This is a genomic window from Vreelandella titanicae BH1 (assembly GCF_000336575.1).
GTDB classification, from domain to species: domain Bacteria; phylum Pseudomonadota; class Gammaproteobacteria; order Pseudomonadales; family Halomonadaceae; genus Vreelandella; species Vreelandella titanicae.
Window position 1 is genome coordinate 63,374 of the sequence record NZ_AOPO01000019.1, and the last position, 20,692, is coordinate 84,065.

20 protein-coding genes are annotated in these 20,692 nt (G+C 56.5%); 3 read left to right on the forward strand and 17 right to left on the reverse strand.

The window, feature by feature from the left end; all coding sequences use genetic code 11:
* Positions 1-76: 76 nt before the first annotated feature.
* Both dld and HALTITAN_RS21865 read left to right on the forward strand, forming a co-directional pair.
* Positions 77-1,762, forward strand: a complete 1,686-nt coding sequence (gene dld / locus HALTITAN_RS21860) for a D-lactate dehydrogenase (protein ID WP_009288399.1) — start codon at positions 77-79, stop codon at positions 1,760-1,762.
* Positions 1,763-1,907: 145 nt separating this feature from the next.
* The gene (locus HALTITAN_RS21865) at positions 1,908-3,812 is read left to right on the forward strand and encodes an alpha/beta hydrolase domain-containing protein (protein WP_009288400.1); all 1,905 of its coding nucleotides are present in this window, start codon (positions 1,908-1,910) and stop codon (positions 3,810-3,812) included.
* Positions 3,813-3,948: 136 nt separating this feature from the next.
* Here HALTITAN_RS21865 and HALTITAN_RS21870 read toward each other — a convergent pair whose 3' ends face one another.
* The 17 genes from HALTITAN_RS21870 to HALTITAN_RS21950 form a co-directional block, all read right to left on the reverse strand.
* Positions 3,949-4,209 carry a hypothetical protein gene (locus HALTITAN_RS21870; RefSeq protein ID WP_039860539.1) on the reverse strand — a complete coding sequence of 87 codons (261 nt, stop codon included), beginning with the start codon at positions 4,207-4,209 and terminating at the stop codon, positions 3,949-3,951.
* Between the two features lie 17 nt (positions 4,210-4,226).
* Positions 4,227-5,030: a M48 family metallopeptidase gene (locus HALTITAN_RS21875; RefSeq protein WP_009288401.1), complete on the reverse strand. Its 804-nt coding sequence runs from the start codon at positions 5,028-5,030 to the stop codon at positions 4,227-4,229.
* A 175-nt stretch (positions 5,031-5,205) separates the two neighbouring features.
* Complete coding sequence (locus HALTITAN_RS21880; RefSeq protein WP_009288402.1) at positions 5,206-5,820, reverse strand: hypothetical protein; 615 nt, start codon at positions 5,818-5,820, stop codon at positions 5,206-5,208.
* Between the two features lie 226 nt (positions 5,821-6,046).
* The gene (gene der, locus HALTITAN_RS21885; RefSeq protein WP_027957430.1) at positions 6,047-7,450 is read right to left on the reverse strand and encodes a ribosome biogenesis GTPase Der; all 1,404 of its coding nucleotides are present in this window, start codon (positions 7,448-7,450) and stop codon (positions 6,047-6,049) included.
* Positions 7,447-8,616 carry an outer membrane protein assembly factor BamB gene (bamB, locus tag HALTITAN_RS21890; protein ID WP_009288403.1) on the reverse strand — a complete coding sequence of 390 codons (1,170 nt, stop codon included), beginning with the start codon at positions 8,614-8,616 and terminating at the stop codon, positions 7,447-7,449. Before bamB ends, der begins: the two co-directional genes overlap by 4 nt.
* Positions 8,613-9,269 carry a YfgM family protein gene (locus HALTITAN_RS21895; protein ID WP_039860543.1) on the reverse strand — a complete coding sequence of 219 codons (657 nt, stop codon included), beginning with the start codon at positions 9,267-9,269 and terminating at the stop codon, positions 8,613-8,615. The genes bamB and HALTITAN_RS21895 overlap by 4 nt, the downstream gene beginning before the upstream one ends.
* A 67-nt stretch (positions 9,270-9,336) precedes the next feature.
* Positions 9,337-10,638, reverse strand: a complete 1,302-nt coding sequence (hisS, locus tag HALTITAN_RS21900; RefSeq protein WP_009288404.1) for a histidine--tRNA ligase — start codon at positions 10,636-10,638, stop codon at positions 9,337-9,339.
* Between the two features lie 58 nt (positions 10,639-10,696).
* Positions 10,697-11,812, reverse strand: coding sequence for a flavodoxin-dependent (E)-4-hydroxy-3-methylbut-2-enyl-diphosphate synthase (gene ispG, locus HALTITAN_RS21905; RefSeq protein WP_039860545.1), 1,116 nt, complete (start codon positions 11,810-11,812; stop codon positions 10,697-10,699).
* 8 nt (positions 11,813-11,820) lie between these two features.
* Positions 11,821-12,858 carry a RodZ domain-containing protein gene (locus HALTITAN_RS21910; RefSeq protein WP_009288406.1) on the reverse strand — a complete coding sequence of 346 codons (1,038 nt, stop codon included), beginning with the start codon at positions 12,856-12,858 and terminating at the stop codon, positions 11,821-11,823.
* Positions 12,859-12,905: 47 nt separating this feature from the next.
* Complete coding sequence (gene pilW, locus HALTITAN_RS21915; RefSeq protein ID WP_039860546.1) at positions 12,906-13,640, reverse strand: type IV pilus biogenesis/stability protein PilW; 735 nt, start codon at positions 13,638-13,640, stop codon at positions 12,906-12,908.
* Positions 13,641-13,782: 142 nt separating this feature from the next.
* Positions 13,783-14,967: a dual-specificity RNA methyltransferase RlmN gene (gene rlmN, locus HALTITAN_RS21920; protein WP_009288408.1), complete on the reverse strand. Its 1,185-nt coding sequence runs from the start codon at positions 14,965-14,967 to the stop codon at positions 13,783-13,785.
* Between the two features lie 89 nt (positions 14,968-15,056).
* Positions 15,057-15,482 (reverse strand): nucleoside-diphosphate kinase, encoded by a 426-nt coding sequence (gene ndk / locus HALTITAN_RS21925; RefSeq protein ID WP_039860547.1) that lies wholly within the window; start codon positions 15,480-15,482, stop codon positions 15,057-15,059.
* Positions 15,483-15,712: 230 nt separating this feature from the next.
* Entirely contained in the window at positions 15,713-16,039 is a 327-nt protein-coding gene (locus HALTITAN_RS21930) for a HesB/IscA family protein (protein WP_027957427.1), read from the reverse strand.
* Between the two features lie 26 nt (positions 16,040-16,065).
* On the reverse strand, positions 16,066-17,256 hold the full coding sequence (locus tag HALTITAN_RS21935) for an aminotransferase class V-fold PLP-dependent enzyme (protein WP_009288409.1): 1,191 nt from the start codon (positions 17,254-17,256) through the stop codon (positions 16,066-16,068).
* Between the two features lie 52 nt (positions 17,257-17,308).
* A complete protein-coding gene (gene iscR, locus HALTITAN_RS21940; protein ID WP_022520074.1) occupies positions 17,309-17,776 on the reverse strand; it encodes a Fe-S cluster assembly transcriptional regulator IscR in 468 nt (155 codons plus the stop codon).
* A 78-nt stretch (positions 17,777-17,854) separates the two neighbouring features.
* Positions 17,855-18,718, reverse strand: a complete 864-nt coding sequence (cysE, locus tag HALTITAN_RS21945; protein ID WP_009288410.1) for a serine O-acetyltransferase — start codon at positions 18,716-18,718, stop codon at positions 17,855-17,857.
* Between the two features lie 169 nt (positions 18,719-18,887).
* Positions 18,888-19,652: an RNA methyltransferase gene (locus HALTITAN_RS21950; RefSeq protein ID WP_039860549.1), complete on the reverse strand. Its 765-nt coding sequence runs from the start codon at positions 19,650-19,652 to the stop codon at positions 18,888-18,890.
* A 179-nt stretch (positions 19,653-19,831) separates the two neighbouring features.
* Between HALTITAN_RS21950 and HALTITAN_RS21955 the strand changes: the two genes are divergently transcribed.
* Entirely contained in the window at positions 19,832-20,626 is a 795-nt protein-coding gene (locus tag HALTITAN_RS21955; protein ID WP_009288412.1) for an inositol monophosphatase family protein, read from the forward strand.
* The last annotated feature ends 66 nt before the right edge of the window (positions 20,627-20,692 follow it).

Here is a 20,692-nt window from a genome sequence, read left to right on the forward strand (position 1 = left end):
AAAGCATTCGGAGTGCGCTCTCCCGGCATAGGGGTAGCGCTCTCTGCTCACCATGAACATTGATGGGTATTTATAGATGGTCAGTTCGCTTATTGCTCAGCTCCAAAGTGTCACGGGCAAGCGCTATGTACATGTCGGCACCCGCGCCACCCATCGCTTCCGTAAAGGGTACCGTTACGGCGACGGGGAGGTGATGGCCGCCGTCGAGCCGGGCACGCTCTGGGAGCAGTGGCAAGTTTTGCAAGCCTGCGTGGACGCCGATGTCGCGATCATCATGCAGGCCGCCAATACCGGGCTGACCGGCGGTTCCACCCCTTTCGGGACGGGCTATGATCGGCCCATCGTCATCGTCAATACCCTGCGGATTGACCGGGTCGATCTGATCGACGAGGGTCGTCAGGCTATTTGCTTTCCCGGGGCAACGCTGGATAGGCTGGAGCGTGCGCTGCGTCCTATTGGCCGTGAGCCACACTCCGTGATTGGTTCGAGTTGCATTGGCGCGTCGGTGACCGGCGGTATTTGCAACAACTCGGGCGGCTCGCTGGTACAGCGTGGGCCAGCGTATACGCAGCTATCTCTATTCGCTCAGGTGACCCCGGAGCGCAAGCTGGTGCTGGTGAATCACCTGGGTATTGAACTGGGGAGTTCGACAGAAGAGGTGCTGACGCGGTTGGACAGTGGCCATTACTCACAAAGCGATATCCAGATGAGCGAGACCTCCTGGGCATCCGATCGAGAGTACAAAGCGCATGTGCGCGATATCTCAGCGTCGACGCCAGCGCGCTTCAACGCCGACCCGCGCCGCCATTATGAAGTGTCCGGCTCTGCGGGGAAGCTGGCCGTGTTTGCCGTGCGCATGGACACGTTCCCCGCCGCGTCCAACGAGCGCGTCTTCTATATAGGCACCAACGATCCCGCACAGTTGCAGCAGATCAGACGAGACCTGCTCGGCCAGTTCCAGCATCTGCCCATCGCGGGCGAATACATGCATAAGGACGCCTTCGACATGGCGCATGTCTACGGCAAGGATGTGTTTCTGTTTATCCGCCGGTTCGGCACCCTGAATGTACCGAAAGCCTTTGCCGCGAAAAGCTGGTTCGATGGTGTCACCGAGTCGCTACACCTGGGCCGCCATCTGTCTGACCGGCTGCTTCAGGCTGCATCCCGGCTGTTCCCCGAACATCTGCCACGACGCTTGCTCGATTACCGTGACCGCTACATACACCATCTGATGCTGCGCACAGGGGAAGAGTGTATCGAGGAAATGCGCGCCTATCTGGCGGAGCGTTACCCAGCCGAGCACGGTGAGTTCTTCGAGTGCACCGATGAGGAGGGCAGCGCCGCGTTCCTCAATCGCTTCGCCTCAGGGGGCGCCGTGGTGCGCTACCGAGCCGTTCATCCGCGAACGGTCGAAGATATCGTGGCACTTGACGTGGCGCTGCCGAGGGATGCCCTCGACTGGTTCGAGACCTTGCCGCCCGAGATCGAGGCGCGGATCGAGCGCAAGTTCTATGTAGGGCACTTTCTGTGCCATGTTCTGCATCAGGAGTATCTGGTGAAAAAAGGCGAGGATTGTCACGCCTTGGAGCAGGAGATTTGTGCGCTGCTCGATGCCAGGGGAGCCGAATATCCAGCCGAGCACAATGTGGGACATCTGTATCACGCCAAGCCAGCGCTACGTGATTTCTATCGGCAACTCGACCCCACTAATCAATTCAACCCCGGAATTGGTAAGACATCAAAACAGCGTGATTGGCGGTAAAACTAGCCTGCAATAAGAGCTTTCAAAAAGAGCGTAGTGGCGATGGTTCTCTGTCTTAGGAGCCAACGCCAAAATGAGTTGTTAGCTATTTATATAGCTGACGCTTATGATTATGGGTACATAAAAATAATACTTAGGAGTTGTCATGAAGCATCTTCCACACATAGCATTAATGACATTGGCGGTGGCTGGGGGAATGGGGTTATCAACTGATATTCAAGCCAGAGTCACTGGGTTTGAAATCGGCAACACGGTCGTTGATTACGACGGTGAACGCTTTGGAGAGTCTGGTGCTTACGAGAGAATTGAGGCCGTGGCAAGCTTTGCTATTGATCCTACGAGTGCTAGAGCCAGTAACATTGCCGATTTAGAAAAAGCGCCTGTTAATGATCAAGGTGAAGTGGCCTTTAGTACGGAAGTGGTGATTCTACGACCTACTGAGCAAACCTCAGGAGTGCTTTTCTACGAAGTCCCTAACCGTGGCCGCAACTTGAGTTTTCCGTTACTTAATCTAACGAGTATCTCGGGCGACTTTGCAGTCGATGAGCCAGGTGATGGTTTTTTAATGCGCCAGGGCCACACCATGGTATGGAGTGGCTGGCAGACCGGTTTGAGCGATAGTTTGATCGAGATTGATTTGCCGGTTATTGAGGGGGTAACGGGTGAATCTCGTGAGGAGTTCGTTTTCGATAACCATGAGTCGGTAAGTGTTGCGTCCCTTACATACCCTGCTGCAGACCTAAACCCCGAACATGCCTCTCTAACCGTTAGGCCTACGCCTGATGCGCCTCGTCAAATGGTGGAGGGTTTGTCGTTTCGTTATTTGGATGAAAATCGTATAGAGATTCAGCGGCCCACTAGTATGGATGGCGGCGCTATATACGAGTTTATTTATACCGCTAAGGATGCAGTGCCCGCCGGGTTAGGGATGCTCGCGACGAGCGACTTGGTCGCCTTTCTGAGAGGTGCGCAAGGACATGATGTTGAAACACCACTGAACGATATTGAGCATACCGTGGCAATGGGGATTTCTCAGTCAGGACGCTTCCTGCGCGACTTGATATATCAAGGATACAATGCTGATAGTCAGGGCAACCGAGTATTTGATGGCGCCATGGCGCATATTGCGGGATCACGGAAGACGTTCACCAACTACCCTTTTGCTCAGCCTGGTCGCTTCTCTCGACAGCATGAAGATCATGATGCGGTAGGAGATCAGTTCCCCTTCAGTTATGTCGAGATGCTAGATCCGTTGACGGGGCAGAGCGACAGTATTTTGGCCGTCTGTCGTGAAAACAATACGTGTCCGAAACTTATGCACACCGACACGTCGGCAGAATTTTGGCAGGCTCGTGCGTCATTGGTTTCTACATCCCCCACTGGAGACCCCCTGACTATGCCTGATGATGTGCGATTATATTTTTTCGCTGGGGCGCCGCATTTTAATGCTTGGGGAGGATCGGCTTCGGCTAGTGAAGTATGTAAATATCCGAGTAATCCAATTAGTGTGGCGCCTAGCATGCGTGCGCTTGTGAGTGCGATGGAGTCTTGGGTCGTAAATGATATAGCCCCGCCAGCAAGCCGTTATCCAGGTTTGAAGGGTGATGGGCTTGTGGCGAATGAGGAGTTGAATTTGCCGCCCTTACAGGGAGAAGTGCCTAAGCCGCCTGTCAACGAGCTGTATGCCAGAAACCATACTGTGGTGCCACCTGAAGAGGGTGAACAATATTCGGTGAAGGTGCCAGAAGTGGATGAAGATGGCATTGCCTTGGGAGGCATTCGCCAACCCTATGTGGCTGTGCCTCTAGGTACTTATTTAGGCTGGAATTTGCGCGATCAAGGGTACGCAGAAGGCCAATTGTGTAACTTATCCGGCAGCTTTATCCCTTTTGCGAGTAGTAATGATGGTAGAAAGTCAGTATCAAGCCGATACTCAAGCCCTGAGTCATACCAAGAATCCTTAGGTGACGCTATAGATGAGCTAGTAGATATTGGCTTTATGCTTGAGAAAGACCGTCAATGGGTGATGGAGGATGCTCCAGAACTATAACCCGCATTTTTAAAGAGTTTTAAATGAGGTCTTTTTCCTCGCTAGTATCAATCTTCATTGATCAACAACATAGCTAAAAAAGTGGGGGCGGATAATATATCCGCCCCCACTTTTTATTGATGCCACTAATAACGTTTCACTTAGTGCGTTTGACGTACAAGCCCACCGTGCACATCACCAGCCCCACCACCGAGAGCAGCATGCCGCCATTGACTAACAGCGGCGAACGCTCCAGCCAGGAGACAAACGGTTGCGGGGTGTCTCTACAGGCACTCTCGATATAGTCCCAATGGCCGCCATCAAGCTGGCACGCGCGTACGTCGTTTAGCTCCCAGAAATACACGCCCATCAGCACAAACAGCGGCAGTACCAGTAGCAGTAATCCCAGCTTAATCATTTAAACCTCAAGAGCCGTTAAGGACGCGGGCAGTTGGGTGTACGACCATTGCTGCGAGCCTGCTCGTACAAGGCAAGTGCTTGATCCATATTACCCTGCAGCCCTTGAATGCGCTGGCCTTGGCCAGGGTGAGTCGACATCCACTCGGGGGGCGCACCGCCACCTGTGGCCGCCTGCATATTTTCCCAAAGGGTCACGCTCTCACGGGGATTGAAACCGGCTTGAGCCATGAGATCCAAACCAATCACATCGGCCTCACTCTCATGGGCCCGGGAGAAGGGAAGTACGATGCCGTACTGTGCGCCCATGCCGAGCACGCCCATGAGTTGCTGGCCACCGGCAGACTGCATGCCAGAGGTGCTGGAAATCACCGACAGGCCTAATGAGGTGGCGCTCTCGGTGGAGGCGCGCTCATTGGCATGGTTGGCCAGTACGTGACCAATTTCGTGACCGATAACGGAAGCAAGCTGATCCTGGGTCGTGGCAATATCCAGCATGCCGGTATTCACGCCCATATAGCCGCCGGGAAGCGCGAACGCGTTGGGCTGTTCGGACTCAAATACGCGAATTTGCCAGTCTAGCTGCCGCTGTTCGGCGGGGAGTTCCGCCACGATGGCATCGGCAATACACTGCACATAGCGGTGGCTGGCCTGGCCCGCCGTGGGCAGCTCCTGCTGATATTGAGTGAACGCTTGGCGCCCCATCTCATTCAATTCGCTATCAGAGAGCAACAGCAGTTGCGAGCGTCCGGTGGGCGAGGTGGTACAAGCGGCGATAGACGCACATAGTGCGGTAACAGCGAGAGGGCGAAGCCAGCGCATGAGTCGGTTTCCTTATAGACGAAAGAGTTTCTTGCACACAAGATAACCGCTGATAGCAGTAAATCAATCCCCCATCATAACCCACCTAGTGGTTGAGCATGGGTGCTGAATTGACTCCCCTCTGAACCAAGGCTAAGCCGCAGACGATTGGCTGCAAGCTCCTAGACATAAACCCTTAGCGCTGGGGTACTAGCTGCCCATCGGCACCTACGTTTAAGCGAATTGTCGGCGTTAATAATCCTGACGGTAGTTTCATACCCAACCCGCGTAGATCCCCAGGCGTGATGGCCAGTTGACTGCCAGGCGGTAGCTCGCCTTGAGACGCCAACTGGCTGGCAAGCTCCAGCATGGGGGCCAGGCGTTGGGTGTCGGTGGCGAGTACATCAAAGGCAACCGGTAGGCGTAAATTAGCATCATCGCCAGAGGTCAGCGTGACGTCCTGTTCATAGTTACCTTCCACAGGATCAACGCCCGGCATATCCAGCGCCCAGCGAAAGCCTGACATCTCCACCGGTGGCATGCCCGCAGGTAAGCCCAGCCCCATGGCAATGGTGGCCTGAACGGGCAGGCTACCAGCACCAAGGCTAGACGCAATCAGGCTGGTTAAATCGCTGGTGTCTAGCCCCGCATTAATGCTGTAAGGGCCAATGCGAACATCCTCAACCCCCAGAGAGGTCACCGCCAAACGAAACGCAAACAAACCGGTTTGGGGGAGGGCGAGACAACCCGTGAGTAGGCTGGCAACGCCAAACAAGGTCAGCCAGCGCCAGTATCGAGCAATATAAAGCATAAGATAAGAGTCCCCTTAAGTAGGACGTAAGCAGTGGGGTAACGACGCTAAGTGTAAAGTGCTGATGCAAGCTTGTTAGCTTCGGGCTAATAAGCGCGGCTATTTGAGGGCTGAAGCTATTTTCTGTCAACAGAATTTACGTGTTCAAGCGCCTATTTAAGGCTAGAACCAAAACGCCCGCTTGATGATACAAGCGGGCGAATTCAAAAGGCAGCTAATAAGGCGTTTAACGACGGCTTTTACGCGCCTCTTTGGTGCGATTAAGCTCGCGCTTTTTAGCTTTCTCTTTGTCGCTGGCGCCCGCCATGTCATCGAACGGGTTACTGCCGGATCGAAACTCAAAGCGAATTGGCGTGCCGCGTACCTTGAGCACCTTGCGGAAGGTATTGGTCAAATAGCGACGATAGGCTTCTGGCAACGCCTCGGTTTGGTTGCCGTGGACGACGATAATCGGCGGGTTGCTGCCACCCTGGTGAGCCATCCGCAGTTTAATGCGTCGACCGTGCACCATCGGCGGTGGGTTTTGGCTTACCGCGTCCTGTAGCAGGGTAGTGAGGCGGTTGGTCGACCAGTGGGCGTTAGCGGCGTCAAAGGCGCGATCAATCGAGGGGTAGAGATCCCCCACTGCCGTGCCGTGTAGAGCAGAGATGAAGTGCAGCTCGGCATAATCCGCAAAGCCCAGGCGGCGCTTCACTTCAGTGCGCATTTTATCCTTGGCTTCGGTCTCCAGGCCGTCCCACTTGTTGACTGCCAGCACGAGGGCGCGCCCGGTGGTCAACACGTAGTCGAGCAGGTGCAAATCCTGCTCCACCAGGCCGCTGGAGCCATCCAGAACCATGATCACTACATGGGACTCTTTGATCGCATCCAGGGTCTTGATGATGGAGAATTTCTCGGCGATTTCACGCACGTTCTTGCGCCGCCGGATACCCGCGGTATCAATCAGTACATAGGGCTTGCCACGGCGCTCGAAGGGGATCTCGATGGCATCGCGGGTAGTGCCTGCCTCATCAAACACGACGACCCGATCTTCACCGAGAAGGCGATTGACCAGGGTCGATTTGCCCACGTTCGGGCGGCCAATCACGCCGATGCGAATACCTTTGCTACCGGTGTCCGCGGGAATGCTGGCATCGCGCTCCGGAAACGGTTCGAGTACCACATCGATCAGGGTGGAAACGTTGCGCCCGTGGGCGGCAGCAATTGGCCAGGGGTCGCCTAGGCCGAGCGACCAAAAGTCGCCCATTGCCGAATGCTCTTCTAACCCATCGGTTTTATTCACCACCAGCCAGGTTTTTTTCTGGTTAACCCGCAGGTGGTTGGCAATCGCCTGGTCAGCGGCGATAAGGCCGGCGCGAGCGTCGACCATAAACAGCACGATATCGGCTTCATCAATGGCGGCGAGTGACTGCTCTGCCATAGCGGCATCGATGCCTTCTTCGTCACCGCTGATACCGCCGGTATCAATCACGGTATAGACCTTATCGCCCAGCATGCCATTGCCGTACTTACGGTCGCGGGTGAGGCCAGGAAAGTCGGCCACCAGTGCATCACGCGAGCGCGTTAGGCGGTTAAACAGCGTCGATTTGCCCACATTGGGGCGACCGACTAAAGCAATGACGGGTGTCATGGAGTTACTTCCAGGGTTTCCAGGCGACCATTGTTGGCCTGGACATGAATGGTGCTGCCTTCAGTGACCGGGCGTACGCTGATGCCCGAGCTGTGCACGCGAGTGCGACCCACGATATCGCCTTCGCGAGCGTCGATCAGGTGAACATAACCTTCGAAATCGCCGAACACTAAACGGCCATCGGCGAAGGCGGGGGCGGTCAACCAACGATCTTCTAAATCGTCGTTGCGCCAAATTTCGCGGCCGTTGTTAGCGTCGAGGGCGACGACTTGGCTGTCATCGGTGACCACAAACAGGAAGTCGCCGACCAGAATCGGGGTATGGCGACTGGAGAGATCCGCTTCCCAAAGTACGTCGCCTTGAGTTGCTTCCAGCGCCACCACGCGGCCGTTATAGCTGGTCACGAACAGGCGGCCATCGGGGCTGATGATCGGCTGGCCGGAAAGATCGACCAGGCGTTCCACTTCACTACGCCCTTGGGGGGTGGCAATCTGCATTTCCCATAGCGGCTGGCCGCTGCGGTTATCCAGCGTGGCCAGGCGGCCATTGGCCAGGCCAACAAAGCTGACTGGATCAATGACCATCGGTGTACCGGTACCGCGCAGGGTGAGTGACGGCTGCGAACTGGTGTATACCCAGCGCTCTTCACCAGTGGCGCGATCCAAGGCAGTCACACGGCCATCGACACTTTGCACGACCAGCAGTTGCTGGTTGGCCTGGGGCGCGGCAAGCACTTCGCTGGATACCCGTGAGCGCCATTCTTCGCTGCCGTCACGTTGATCCAACGCGATCACTTCGCCGTTACCGGTGGCCAGATAAACCTGACCGGCAATTGCCGTTAGTGCGCTGGAAATAGGGGTATCAAGGTCGATTTCCCACTCGACGTCGCCGCTGTTGGCATCCATCGCCATCACCACGCCCTCGACATCGGCCGCAAACACGGTGTCGCCTTCACGGGAAGGCGCGATGGGGTAACGGGCATGGCCCAGGCCATCGCCCACATTGCGCCGCCACTGAGTTTCCAGCGAGGAGGTCTCGTCGAAACTACGCAGCTCTTTGGGAGTATAGGCAGGCTCGCCTTTACTCGCGCAACCGACCAGCAGTGCCAGCGACAGCGCGCCTAAGCTAGCGCGTACTAGCTGTTTCGTTGGGATACCAAAAGTCATTGTGTCGCCTCCTCAGCGCCGAGATCGTCAAGCTTGAACTGCACGCCGTAAAGCGGCTGGTCTTTGGTTTGAGACACTTCTAGAGCGGTTTCCCAGGCATCGCGGGCCGCCTCGGTGTCGCTTTGGGCGGCGAACGCATCGCCGCGCACGTTAGCTTTTTGGGCCGCTAGCGCATCACTAATCGGCTCGTCTAACAGCGCATGCGCCTGTTTAGGGTTACCGTCGGCAAGCTCGATACGGGCTAAACGTAGCCACGCCAAGCTTTGCACATAGCGGCGCGAGGAATCGGCTGCGCTTTCCAGTGCGGTGCGTGCTGCTTCCAAGTCTCCTTGCTGAACAGCCAAGCGGGCGTCGAGCAGCAGGGCGAGTTCGGCGTAGAGCGTATCGCCATGCTCGTCGGTTAGTTCGCTAACCATTTCCCGCGCGCTTGCTAGTTGCTCCTCGTCAAGCTCGTTGCCAGCGGTCATATTGACTAACTGCTGATAGCGCATGGAGGCCGCTTCAGCCTGGCCTTGCTGATAGTTCTGCCAGGCATTCCAGCCGAACACCCCGGCCGCCGCCAGGACAGCGCCTGCAATCAACGACATGCCGTTCTCTTTCCACCAGCGCTTGACGGCGTCTAGCTGTTCTTCTTCGCTTCTCAGCTCCACCACGGGCGGGCTCCTTTCTTCTAAAGTCGTATGTTTAGACCGTCGCATGCAAGCAGGCAGCCTGCAGGGCTTATGCGTTAGCCGTTAAAAGCTCGCCCAGCGTGCGGCCTAATGCGGCTTGAGGAACGCTTTGCTGTTCGCGGTCATCGCGCAGAAACTTGACCGTTGTCGACTGCGTCGCGATTTCATCTTCACCGATCAGTATGGCTATCGTAGCAGCGCTCTTGTCGGCTTTTTTGATTCGGCTTTTAAAGCTGCCGCCGCCGCAATGAAGCTGTAGACGCAGTTCAGGCAGCTCGCCACGCAGTTGCTCGGCCAGGGTGATCGCTGCCGTGGTGGCGGTATCATCCATGGGCAGCAAATAGACATCGCAGCCGCCAAGGGCGTTCTCAGGAATCAGTTCCAGGGTGTCGAGCAGCAGAATCAGCCGCTCAATGCCCATGGCAAAGCCCACCGCTGGGGTAGGCTTGCCGCCCAGCTGTTCGACCAGGCCGTCGTAGCGTCCGCCTGCACATACGGTGCCCTGGCTGCCCAGCGCAGTCGTGGTCCACTCGAACACGGTGCGGCAGTAGTAGTCGAGTCCGCGCACTAAGCGTGGGTTGATCACATAGTCAATGCCTGCTGCTTCAAGCATCTTAGTGAGCTGCTCAAAGTGTTCCTGAGATTCAGTATCCAGGTGATCCATCAACTGCGGCGCGCCGTCGAGCATCTCCGCCATGGCCGGATTTTTGGAGTCGAGAATACGCAGCGGGTTGCTGGTCAAGCGGCGCTTGGAGTCTTCATCGAGAGCGTCTAGGTGCTGCTCAAAGTAGGCCACCAGCGTATCTCGGTAGGCTGCCCGCGCCTCAGATGAACCTAGCGAGTTTAGCTCCAGGGTGACGTGCTCCATGAGCCCAAGTTCTTGCCACAGGCGCGCCGAAAGCAGGATCACCTCGGCGTCGATATCCGGGCCATCAAAACCAAAGGTCTCGACGCCAATCTGGTGGAACTGGCGGTAACGGCCTTTTTGCGGGCGCTCATAGCGAAACATCGGCCCCTGGTACCACAATCGCTGAGTTTGGTTATACAGCAGGCCGTGCTCCATGGCCGCGCGCACGCAGCTGGCAGTGCCTTCGGGACGCAGGGTCAAACTCTCGCTGTTGCGATCATCGAAGGTGTACATCTCTTTTTCGACGATATCGGTAACTTCACCGATAGAGCGTGCAAACAGCGCGGTTTGCTCAACGATAGGCGTGCGGATTTCATTAAAACCGTAACGCAGCATTAGCTGGCGTACTTTGGCTTCAAAAAATTGCCAGCGTGGGCTATCGCTGGGCAGTAGGTCGTTCATACCACGAATGGCTTGAATTTTTTTAACGGCGGACTTGCTCAAAGAAAACTCCTTATTCTGCCATCAGGCGTGGCTCACCCAGGCTGGCAGCCAGCCCCAGCTAAACGCTGCGGGCAATCATATCGTCTTGCTGCTGCTGTTTTTCGCGCACTTTTTCGCGAATCAGCTGCTCGAGATCATCTACCAAGTGGTCGTTGCGCAGCTTGCTGGCGGGCTTGCCGTCGATATACACCAGGTTAGCGGGACTACCGCCGGTCAGGCCGATATCGGTCTCTTTGGCTTCGCCGGGGCCATTGACCACGCAGCCGATCACCGAGACGTTGAGCGGTGTCATTACGTCTTCCAGCCGCTCTTCGAGCTGGTTCATGGTGTCAATGACGTCGAAGTTCTGGCGCGAACAGCTGGGGCAGGCAATAAAGTTGATGCCTTTCGAGCGCAGCTTGAGGCTGCGGAGCATATCAAAGCCGACCTTGATCTCTTCCACCGGGTCTGCTGCCAGCGAGACGCGGATCGTGTCGCCGATTCCGTCCATCAGTAGCATACCCAGACCAATCGATGACTTGACCGTGCCCGAGCGCAGACCTCCCGCTTCGGTAATCCCTAAGTGCAGCGGCTGCTCGATGCGTGCGGCAAGGTCGCGATAGGCGGCCACGGCCATAAATACATCCGAGGCTTTGACGCTGACTTTGAAGTCGGGGAAGTCCAGGCGATCCAGGTAGTCAATATGGCGCATGGCAGACTCCACCAGCGCTGCTGGCGTGGGTTCGCCATATTTCTTCTGCAGATCTTTTTCCAACGACCCTGCGTTGACGCCAATCCGGATCGGAATGCCATGATCGCGGGCCGCGCTAACCACCGCGCGTACGCGGTCTTCACGGCCGATGTTACCTGGGTTGATGCGCAGGCAGTCGACGCCGAGTTCGGCGACGCGTAGGGCAATTTTGTAATCAAAATGGATATCGGCAACGAGCGGTACATTGACGAGTTTTTTGATCTGACCAAAGGTTTCGGCGGCGTCCATATCAGGTACTGAAACGCGTACGATATCCGCACCGGCTTTTTCCAACTGCTGGATCTGGGCCACGGTCGCGGCGACATCCAACGTGTTGGTATTGGTCATGCTTTGAACGGCAATGGGGGCATCACCGCCCACCGCGACGTTTCCAACCTGAATCTGGCGGGAATGGCGGCGTTTTATCGGAGAAGGGGCGTGCATAAGACGGGTCACTCTCCCAAGGTGAATCGGGCAACATTGTTGGCGCCTGCGCGGGCGGGAAGATCAACTTCCTCGCCTTGGTAGCGCAGCTCAACGCCGGTGGCATTACCTACGGTTAAGCGAAACGGAGGCTCACCCTCGACGGTTGTCGAGGTGCCGGGCGTTTGTAGGCCCACGAAGACGCGCTGGTTGGTGGCATCAAAAATTTCCGTCCACGACTGCTCGTTAAACGTCAGTTCGAGGACGTTGGCATTGGCGGTTTGCTCGGCGGCAGCGTTTTGTTCGCTATCAGTATCGCTCTCTTCAACACTGCTTTGCTCAGGCCTGCTAGGCTCATTGCTATCGTCGGCGGTGCTGGCCGTATCGGTGGTGCTATCCAGTGCGGATTCGTCGAGGCCAGTCACTGCGTCAACATCAGCTTGATCGCTGGGCGCTTGTTCTTGCGCAGCCGTCGGTGAAGGCGTGACGTTGGTGGCATTACTGGGCAGCGTCGCGCTTTCATCGCCACTGGTGAAGCTTGAATCCGTACTCTCTGCTGTTTCAGCGGGTTCACTGGTCGGCTCTGCCGGGGCGGTAGCGGTCTCTTCCGGGGAGGTTGAGCCAAAGCCCGGCGGCTCATTGCCACCCCGGCTTTGCCACCACATCACGGTCACCGCGATAAGACCCACAATTACCAGCAAAGTCACCAACTTGAACAGCCAGGCGCCAATACGGGAGGGTGGCCTCGCCGTGGAGACCGGGGTAACTTGGCGTTCGGTGTCGCTACCGCCGCTGCGGGCTTGATAAGCTTCAAGCACCAGCCGGTCATCCATGCCCAGGTATTTAGCGTAAGAGCGCAGGTAGCCGCGTCGATAAGCGGCGACAGGGATCTCTTGGTAGTCATCCTGCTCAAGCCCTCCCACCACGGCGGGGCGCAGGTTGAGCGCCCGGGCCGCATCGGCGAGCGGAATACCAAGCTGCTCGCGCTGGCGAGCAAGAAGTTCGCCAGGAGAGGCGCTAGTGTTAGGGCTATCAATGACGTTTTCTTGTGACTGTGTATCGCTCATGGCTGAGCATCCTTCATTAAATAAGCGGTGATCAGGGCGTCAATCAGTCAGTCGTTGCCAAGCAGGCGCTGGTATTCGGCGGCGACGCTATGCTCGCCGCGTGAATGAGCGATATCAACCGCCATTCTTAGCGCTGCTTGGTTGGGCTCGGCGAGCTGTAAATAGGTTTGCAGCGGTGCCCAGGCCTGAGAGTAATTGCCCTGCGAATATTCGAGTTCAGCTAACATTAAATAGCCGCGTGAATTACGCGGATCAATACTTTGCGCGCGCTCCAATCGAGCGCGCGCCTTATCAAATTCTTCCAGCGCCAGATAACACTGCCCTAAATTAGTAAATAGCTGGGCACGGTTGGCGTACTGGGCATCCTGTGATGCGGTTTCTAACTGCTCACAGGCGGCGTTTAACTGGCCCTGACTGAACAAGAACGCCGCATAGTTGTTGCGGGCGCGGGTGAAGTCAGGCTCGGCATTCACCGCCTGTTGAAAATAGTCGTTGGCAAGTGCACTTTCGCCCTGGCGTTGATAAACCATTGCCAGTGCTTGCAGCGCTTCTGCATGGTGTGGGGCAATTTCAAGTGCCCGATCCAGTGCGTTGAGAGCGCGGGGAAGATTATCGCGCTCTAAATAGGCGACGCCAAGCTGGGTATAGGCTTCTGCCGCCGCGGGGGTAGCTTGTGGTGAAAGGTTGTTGGACGAGGCACAGCCGGCTAGCCACAAGCTACCGATAAGCACGGTGAGCATGGGCACCCGCGATGGGTGTTGGCGCCTGCGGTGAGCGATCATGTAAATCCTCTTGTGGTGAACGTCCAACTGCGAGTAAGGCAATACATACAAACAGCAGTGCTAATCTAAATAAAAACCGTGACCATCAAAGCGCCGTGCCAAGCGGAAGTCAAGATAAGCCCAGTTTTCGACACTCCACCCCCTAGTCCGCGTCGAGCTGTACTGACTGGATATAGCGCGCGCTGCGTTTGGTGCGGTCTTTCACGCGACCAACGAGCTGGCCACAGGCAGCATCAATATCTTCACCTCGGGTTGTTCTAACCGTGGCGTTGTAGCCTAAATCATACAACCACTGCTGGAAGCGCATAACCTGATTACGCGACGGTTTTTCGTACCCAGAGTTTGGGAACGGGTTAAACGGGATCAGGTTGATCTTACACGGCAGCTCTTTAAGCAATGCAGCAAGCTGCTCGGCGTGCTCCTGCTGATCGTTGACGTCCTTGATCAGCGTGTACTCAATGGTGACCTGACGATTGTCCGGGCATTTGGAAAGGTAGCGGTGGCAAGCATCCAGCAACGCGCGAATATTGTACTTACGGTTGATGGGCACCAGCTCATTGCGCAACTCGTCCGTAGACGCATGCAGCGAAATCGCCAAGCTAACGTCCATTTCATCGCCGAGCTTGTCGATCATCGGCACCACGCCAGAGGTCGACAGCGTCACGCGGCGCTTGGACAGGCCATAGCCGTTGTCGTCGAGCATCAGCTTCATGGCAGGTACAACGTTATCGAAGTTGAGCAACGGTTCGCCCATGCCCATCATCACTACGTTGGTCACCGGACGGTTCGCCGTATCACGCCGCGGGCCAACGCTGCGCTGAGCGACCCATACCTGGCCGATAATTTCAGCAGCGGTTAAGTTGCGCTGAAACCCCTGCTTGCCGGTGGAGCAGAAGCTGCAGTCCAGCGAGCAGCCGACCTGGGAGGAAACGCATAGCGTGCGGCGTTTACCGTTCTCTGCCGGAATCAGCACCGTTTCTACATAGCTGCCGTCTTCCACTTCCAGCACCCACTTACGGGTGCCGTCGCTGGAAGTACCCTCATAAATCACCCCTGGGCCACGAATTTCTGCCAGCCGGGCCAGTTTTTCACGCAGTGCTTTGGAGAGGTTCGTCATGGCAGCAAAGTCATCGCTGCCTTCCTGGTGAATCCACTTCATTAGCTGCGCGGCACGGAACTTCTTTTCGCCGATCGACAAAAAGAAGGCTTCCATCTGCTCGCGGGACATGCCAAGCAGGTTTTGACGCTCAGGCGTCGCTTTTGCAGCAGGCTTGCTGGCGGCGTCAGTATGTGGGGCGGGCGTGTGTTGGGCTACAGTGGTGGTCATGGCGGTCAGCGTTATAGAAAGGGGCGGGGGACTAGCCCCCGCAAAATGGCCGGCAACGAAAGTTGATTCGGCGGCGCTACCTTAAAGGCTTAGCGCGGGCAGATTTCGTCGTTGCCAAAGAAGTAGCTAATTTCGCGCTCAGCGCTTTCCGGAGAATCAGAACCATGGACAGCATTGGCGTCGATTGTTTCCGCAAAATCGGCGCGAATAGTGCCGGGTGCCGCTTCTTTCGGGTTGGTCGCACCCATCAGGTCACGGTTTTTAGCGATGGCGCCTTCACCTTCAAGCACTTGTACAACCACCGGCCCAGAGATCATGAAGCCAACCAGGTCTTTAAAGAACGGACGCTCTTTGTGTTCTGCGTAGAAGCCGCCAGCCTTCTCTTCAGAGAGATGAACCATTTTGGCTGCGACGACTTTTAGGCCCGCTTTTTCGAAGCGAGCAATGATGTCACCGATAGCATTTTTGGCAACGGCGTCAGGTTTGATAATAGAAAGAGTGCGTTCAGTAGCCATGTAAATGGTCTCCTTAAAAAGGCTTAAGCAAAAAGTGCCGCCCTAGAAGGCCAGGGCGGCCCAGAAAATGATTCAGTTAATAGCGCTTCGGCAGCTAGCGTTTTTAAACGCTAATGTGTCAAAAAAGCATGCGGGCGTAACCCGGCTACCTGCGCTTGTGTATCCAGGGGCGTGATTATAGCGCTTAAGCCGGGGGATGAATACCGGCGATGAAGCTGACCAAGCAATGCTTAGACGGTAAAGCTCTCACCGCAGCCACACTCATCTTTGACGTTAGGGTTGTTGAAGCGGAAAAAGCGGTTCAGCCCTTCGCTGACGTAATCCACTTCGCTGCCGTTAAGCATCTCTACCGCATCGGGAGTGACATAGACGCTGGCACCGTGGGCTTCAAAATGGACTTCTTCGTCGCTGACGGTGTCGGCAAAATCGAGCACGTAGCTATAGCCAGAGCAGCCGCTTGGCTTGACCGAGACGCGCAGGCCGAGGCCTTGGCCGCGCTCGTCGAGCACGTGGCGAATCTGTTGTGCGGCAGCCGGGGTAATATTGAGTGTTGCCATGAGGCGTCCTCCTTAAAAATAGTCAGCTAGTCAGCCGCTTGACGGGGCGGTGTACGTAAACCGCTCACCGCATGGCGTATGAGCGCTAGCGCATGATCAATGTCGGCTTCGGTGGTAAAGCGCCCGAAGCTAAAACGCAGCGATGAGAGTGCCAACGAGCGTGGTGTGCCGATGCCGAGCAGCACATAGGACGGGTCGACGCTGGCCGAGTTGCACGCCGATCCGGTGGAGACCGCTACATCGCGCAGCGCCATCAGCAGTGACTCGCCGTCGACACCTTCGAATGCCAGATTGAGAATGTTGGGCACTGCTCGCTTTTCAGTGTCATTCAGCGGCGTGTTCGAGAACACACCATCAAGCCCCTCCAGGCCACGCAGAAAGCGCTGCTGCAAGCCCATAATATGGGCGTTGTCTTCGTCGTACTGCTGCTGCATCAGCGCAAAGGCTTCACCCATGCCAGCAATTTGGTGTGTCGGCAGGGTGCCAGAGCGCATACCACGCTCATGACCGCCGCCATGTATCAGCGCCTCAACGCGAATGTCCGGGTGGCGCTTCACATACAGCGCCCCGACGCCTTTGGGGCCGTAGGTTTTATGGCCGGACAGCGACATCAGGTCGATCTGCTGAGCCACTACGTCTAAGGGAATACGCCCCACCGCTTGGGCAGCATCGGTATGAAAAGCCGCGCCAAACTCATGGGCAACGGCCGCTAGAGCCGAGATATCGTTGATACTGCCCAGTTCGTTGTTAACCGCCATTAATGAAACCAGCGCGGTGTCATCGCGCATCGCTGCGCGCAGCTGTTCGGGTTCAATACGGCCATCCTGGCCCGGCGTTAGCCAGGTAACCTCAAAGCCCTCTTTCTCCAGCGCATGGGCAGTGTCAACGATGGCTTTATGCTCAATCGTCGAGGTCACCAAGTGTAGGCCACGCTCGCGGTTGGCGCGCATAAAACCAATCAGCGCTAGGTTGTCAGCTTCTGTGGCGCCGCTGGTCCAGACGATCTCTCTCGGGTCGGCGCCAATGGCATCGGCCACCTGGCGGCGCGCCTGCTCAATCACCTGCTCTGCCTGCCAGCCCAGCATATGGCTGCGCGAAGCCGGGTTGGCAAATAGCTGGTCAACCGTCAGGTAGCGTTGCATAACCTCAACCACGCGGGCATCCGCCGGCGCGGTGGCGGCGTAATCCAGGTAAATGGGCAGCGTGGGTGTGGTCATCGTTACGTTCCAGCGGTTGATCGATCAAGGTAATCGGGTTTGTGTCGTGGGGTCAGGGTGAAGAGGCGAGAATGCCTGCCTCGGCACGCTGTTTCTGTCGCGACGCAATACGTATGACATCAGGACGCAGCATCAGTTGTGCCAGGGTCATATCGTCAAGAAAATGGCGTATCTGCACGGAGAGCTCGCACCACAAATGGTGGGTCAAGCAGGTGTCACCCTGTTGGCAGTCAGAGAGCCCCTGGCAACGGGTGGCATCAACGCTTTCATTTACTGCGTCAATCACCTTTGAAACGCTAATCGCGTCCGCAGGCTGCGAAAGCAGATAGCCGCCGCCTGGGCCGCGCACGCTGTTGACCAAGCCTGCACGGCGCAGGCGAGCAAAAAGCTGCTCTAAATAGGAGAGCGATATCTCTTGACGCTGGGAGATATCGCTTAGGCTGGTCGGGCCGTTGTGGGCATGCAAGGCTAAATCGAGCATGGCGGTAACGGCGTAACGGCCTTTAGTGGTCAAGCGCATGGCAAGCCCCTCGACGCTGAAAGCTCAGCGCACTAACGGCAAATGTGCTGCCATTATGGGAAAACCTGAGTGCTTTGGTCAACCATTACGCGGCGGCAGCGTTTCTTCCTCGGCTGATGGTGGAGTGGCCGAGTGCTTGCCAACGCCGGTGCAGCCGGTATCGTTCTCGTCCAGAATATCGGCAAAATCTTCATCGCGCAGCGCCGGTAACTGGCCGTCACGGTAGTTGTCATCTAGCTTACGCAGGGTAGAGCACATGCGCTCAATGCGCTCATCCACGGCGTGCATATGGTCGAGCATTGCCTGCATCGAACGGGCTACGGGGTCGGGCATGTCCTGGCTGACGCCGTAGGCGTCAAAGCCAAATTTTTGGCAGATGGCTTCGCGTCGGGCGGGGTCGACATCCAGTGCTTCTTCCACATCGGGGTCGGCGCGTTTAACGATTTTACCGGGAATACCTACCACCGTGGCGCCCGGCGGTACTTCTTTGGTGACCACGGCATTAGAGCCAATTTTCGCTCCAGCGCCGACCGTAAAGGGCCCCAGTATTTTGGCGCCCGCACCGACAATCACGCCATCCCCCAAGGTGGGATGGCGCTTGCCTTTGTTCCAGCTGGTGCCGCCCAGGGTGACACCTTGATAGAGCGTTACGTTATCGCCCACCAGCGCCGTTTCGCCAATCACCACACCCATGCCGTGATCAATAAAAAACCGCCGACCAATCGTGGCGCCAGGGTGAATTTCAATGCCGGTGAGCCAGCGTGAAAACGTCGATAGCGTCCGCGCTAGCCACTTGAGGTTTTTTTTCCACAGCCAGTGGCCGCAGCGATGCAGCAGGAGGGCGTGCAGGCCAGGGTAGTTGGTCAGCACCTCAAGAAAGTTACGTGCGGCCGGGTCGCGGTCAAATACGCTGTTGATGTCTTCACGTAGACGTTGAAACATGAGGTGTTCCTTGGCGTTATAAAGGCGGCGTCTAGCTATTGAACTATTAGAACGGATTTTTGAAATATCGCCGATTCTTGGAATATCAATAGAGAAATCACGTTAGCAGAATAGCGAAGTTGGGGCACGCAGCATCAACTTCAAGTTTAGCGTTTCCAGCCTAAGTTAGTTACGGTTTGGGCGGTTTGGTGTTCGCCGCCTTTTCGGTAGCCGACAGAATTCCACGCAAAATATTCATTTCCATGCGTTCTGGGCGAGCGCGCAGGTACAAGCGGCGCAGTTTCGCCATTAGCTGTCGTGGCTGATCAGGGTCGTGGAAATCAATGCCAATTAGCGTGCGTTCTAAGTGCTCGAAGTAGCGCTCTAGTTCGGCGTGGGTGGCCAGATCATCGTCATCACTCGGCACAGTTGGAGGTGCATCCGCTTGGCCATCTGATTGGCTTAGCCACGCCATGCGACACTCATAGGCAAGCACCTGAACCGCTGCGGCCAAATTGAGTGAGCTAAAGTCGGCATTGGTAGGAATATGCACATGTGCGTGGCAGCGCTGTAATTCAGCATTGGTAAGGCCGCTGTCCTCGCGCCCGAATACCAGCGCCACGCGGGACTCAGCAGCCTGACACTCGGCGGGCAGCCGGTCAGCTAACTCCCGCGGTGAGAGCATCGGCCAGGGCAGAGTGCGTGAGCGTGCACTGGCGCCCACGGCCAAAGTGCAATCAGCTACCGCCTCTTCCAGTGAGGCATGCACACTGGCTTGATGAAGGAGGTGGTCAGCGCCGGAGGCACGGGAAATGCTGTCCTGGGTAATCACTTCACAGCGGGGGGCAACGAGGGCTAAATCTGCCAGGCCCATATTGTGCATGGCGCGTGCCACGCCGCCGATATTGCCGGGATGGCTGGTGCCGATAAGAACAATGCGAATGCGCTCAAGCATGATAAGGCTCGGTGAATAAAGAGGGTGGTTATTATCGCGTAAAGCGCGCAGTCTAGCATGAGTCGATGGCATGCCCGAGAGTGGTCTGCTAGAATTGCGCGCCAAAGGCGGCACCTGCGCCTACTTATGCTCTATGATTAGCATTACGTTCTTTAACATCACTGTCACAAGGCCCAACCATGAATCCGATGGTCCAATTTACGCTGCGCGCTGCGCGTAGCGCTGTTGAACACTTCCTGCGCGTGCGCGAACGTATTGAGAACGCGCACGATGAATTTAACCTTGACCGCCTGCTCGATGAGACAGCGCGCAAGGCCGAAGCGACGATTGTTCAGCAGTTGGAACGCGGTTATCCCCAGCACGGAGTTACCGGCCGCTTTACCCCGCACCGCGCGGGTGAAGGCGAAGGCGCGGATATCGTCTGGAAAATTGAACCGATGCACGGCTACTCCAATTTAGCCGTTGCCGGCAAGGGCTTTGCACTCTCAGTGGTGTGTCTTATCAAAGGTCGTCCCGAACACGCGGTGATTATCTGTCCGTTCGCCGACGACGAATATATCGCCAGCCGTGGCCGCGGCGCCCAGCACAACGACAAGCGCATGCGCGTTAGCAAGCCTACCGCCATCAGCGGTACGCGTATGGCCATGAGCCTACCTGAAGTTTGGCTGCGCCCGCGCAATTTACCTGCCTATTTGACCGTTTCCCAGCAGCTTGCCCCGCAGGTAGAGAATCTACTGGCCACCGGCTGTGGGCTGCTGGATTTGTGCGAGTTGGCCACTGGGCGAGTGGATAGCGCTTTTGTACTCGGCTTGGAAGAGCAGGATATGCTGGTAGGCACTCTGTTCCTGAAGGAGGCGGGCGCCTTGATGGGGACGCCGGACGGCCAGCCCACGGTGAAAGTGGAAGGGCAGCTAATGGCAGCCGGGCCGCGTCTCTATAAAGCGCTGATCAAGCAGCTCACGCCGCACTTTTAAGTAGCAATGCTAAGCTGTTAAAGATAAAAGCTTTACAGACGACCGTTTTTTTAAAGACAAAAAAGA

Coding starts and splice junctions, on each gene's coding strand:
- bamB (WP_009288403.1), bottom strand. CDS start 8,616: ATGACTTTTGGTATCCCAACGAAACAGCTAGTACGCGCTAGCTTAGGC.
- cysE (WP_009288410.1), bottom strand. CDS start 18,718: ATGTTTCAACGTCTACGTGAAGACATCAACAGCGTATTTGACCGCGAC.
- ndk (WP_039860547.1), bottom strand. CDS start 15,482: ATGGCTACTGAACGCACTCTTTCTATTATCAAACCTGACGCCGTTGCC.
- HALTITAN_RS21935 (WP_009288409.1), bottom strand. CDS start 17,256: ATGACCACACCCACGCTGCCCATTTACCTGGATTACGCCGCCACCGCG.
- ispG (WP_039860545.1), bottom strand. CDS start 11,812: ATGCACGCCCCTTCTCCGATAAAACGCCGCCATTCCCGCCAGATTCAG.
- HALTITAN_RS21880 (WP_009288402.1), bottom strand. CDS start 5,820: ATGCTTTATATTGCTCGATACTGGCGCTGGCTGACCTTGTTTGGCGTT.
- rlmN (WP_009288408.1), bottom strand. CDS start 14,967: ATGACCACCACTGTAGCCCAACACACGCCCGCCCCACATACTGACGCC.
- der (WP_027957430.1), bottom strand. CDS start 7,450: ATGACACCCGTCATTGCTTTAGTCGGTCGCCCCAATGTGGGCAAATCG.
- HALTITAN_RS21950 (WP_039860549.1), bottom strand. CDS start 19,652: ATGCTTGAGCGCATTCGCATTGTTCTTATCGGCACCAGCCATCCCGGC.
- dld (WP_009288399.1), top strand. CDS start 77: ATGGTCAGTTCGCTTATTGCTCAGCTCCAAAGTGTCACGGGCAAGCGC.
- HALTITAN_RS21955 (WP_009288412.1), top strand. CDS start 19,832: ATGAATCCGATGGTCCAATTTACGCTGCGCGCTGCGCGTAGCGCTGTT.
- HALTITAN_RS21910 (WP_009288406.1), bottom strand. CDS start 12,858: ATGAGCGATACACAGTCACAAGAAAACGTCATTGATAGCCCTAACACT.
- HALTITAN_RS21870 (WP_039860539.1), bottom strand. CDS start 4,209: ATGATTAAGCTGGGATTACTGCTACTGGTACTGCCGCTGTTTGTGCTG.
- HALTITAN_RS21875 (WP_009288401.1), bottom strand. CDS start 5,030: ATGCGCTGGCTTCGCCCTCTCGCTGTTACCGCACTATGTGCGTCTATC.
- HALTITAN_RS21865 (WP_009288400.1), top strand. CDS start 1,908: ATGAAGCATCTTCCACACATAGCATTAATGACATTGGCGGTGGCTGGG.
- HALTITAN_RS21930 (WP_027957427.1), bottom strand. CDS start 16,039: ATGGCAACACTCAATATTACCCCGGCTGCCGCACAACAGATTCGCCAC.
- pilW (WP_039860546.1), bottom strand. CDS start 13,640: ATGATCGCTCACCGCAGGCGCCAACACCCATCGCGGGTGCCCATGCTC.
- iscR (WP_022520074.1), bottom strand. CDS start 17,776: ATGCGCTTGACCACTAAAGGCCGTTACGCCGTTACCGCCATGCTCGAT.